Below are 217 nucleotides of genomic sequence, written 5' to 3' on the forward strand. Positions count from 1 at the left end.
ATACTGACCACGCGTATGTTGGCGTATTCCTGCGCTTGTTTAACTAACGTTAAATGACCTTGGTGTAAATTGCCCATTGTTGGCACGATACCAATTTCATGGCGTTGGCTTTTATGCTTTTTAATTTCATTACGAAGTTGCTTTGGATCTTCAATGATTTGCATTACACACCCTTAATCAGTATTTTGTCTATTCAAGTTTAATCACTCAGTGAATA

Annotated in this window: 1 protein-coding gene; it reads right to left on the reverse strand. The window is 36.9% G+C overall.

Features of this window, described 5'->3' with window-relative positions:
• The coding region (locus V6256_RS15825) for a pantoate--beta-alanine ligase (RefSeq protein WP_341599168.1) at positions 1-164 on the reverse strand (164 nt) is incomplete at its 3' end.
• Positions 165-217: the final 53 nt, after the last annotated feature.

Origin of the sequence: Psychromonas aquatilis (assembly GCF_038155185.1) — a bacterium.
GTDB classification, from domain to species: domain Bacteria; phylum Pseudomonadota; class Gammaproteobacteria; order Enterobacterales; family Psychromonadaceae; genus Psychromonas; species Psychromonas aquatilis.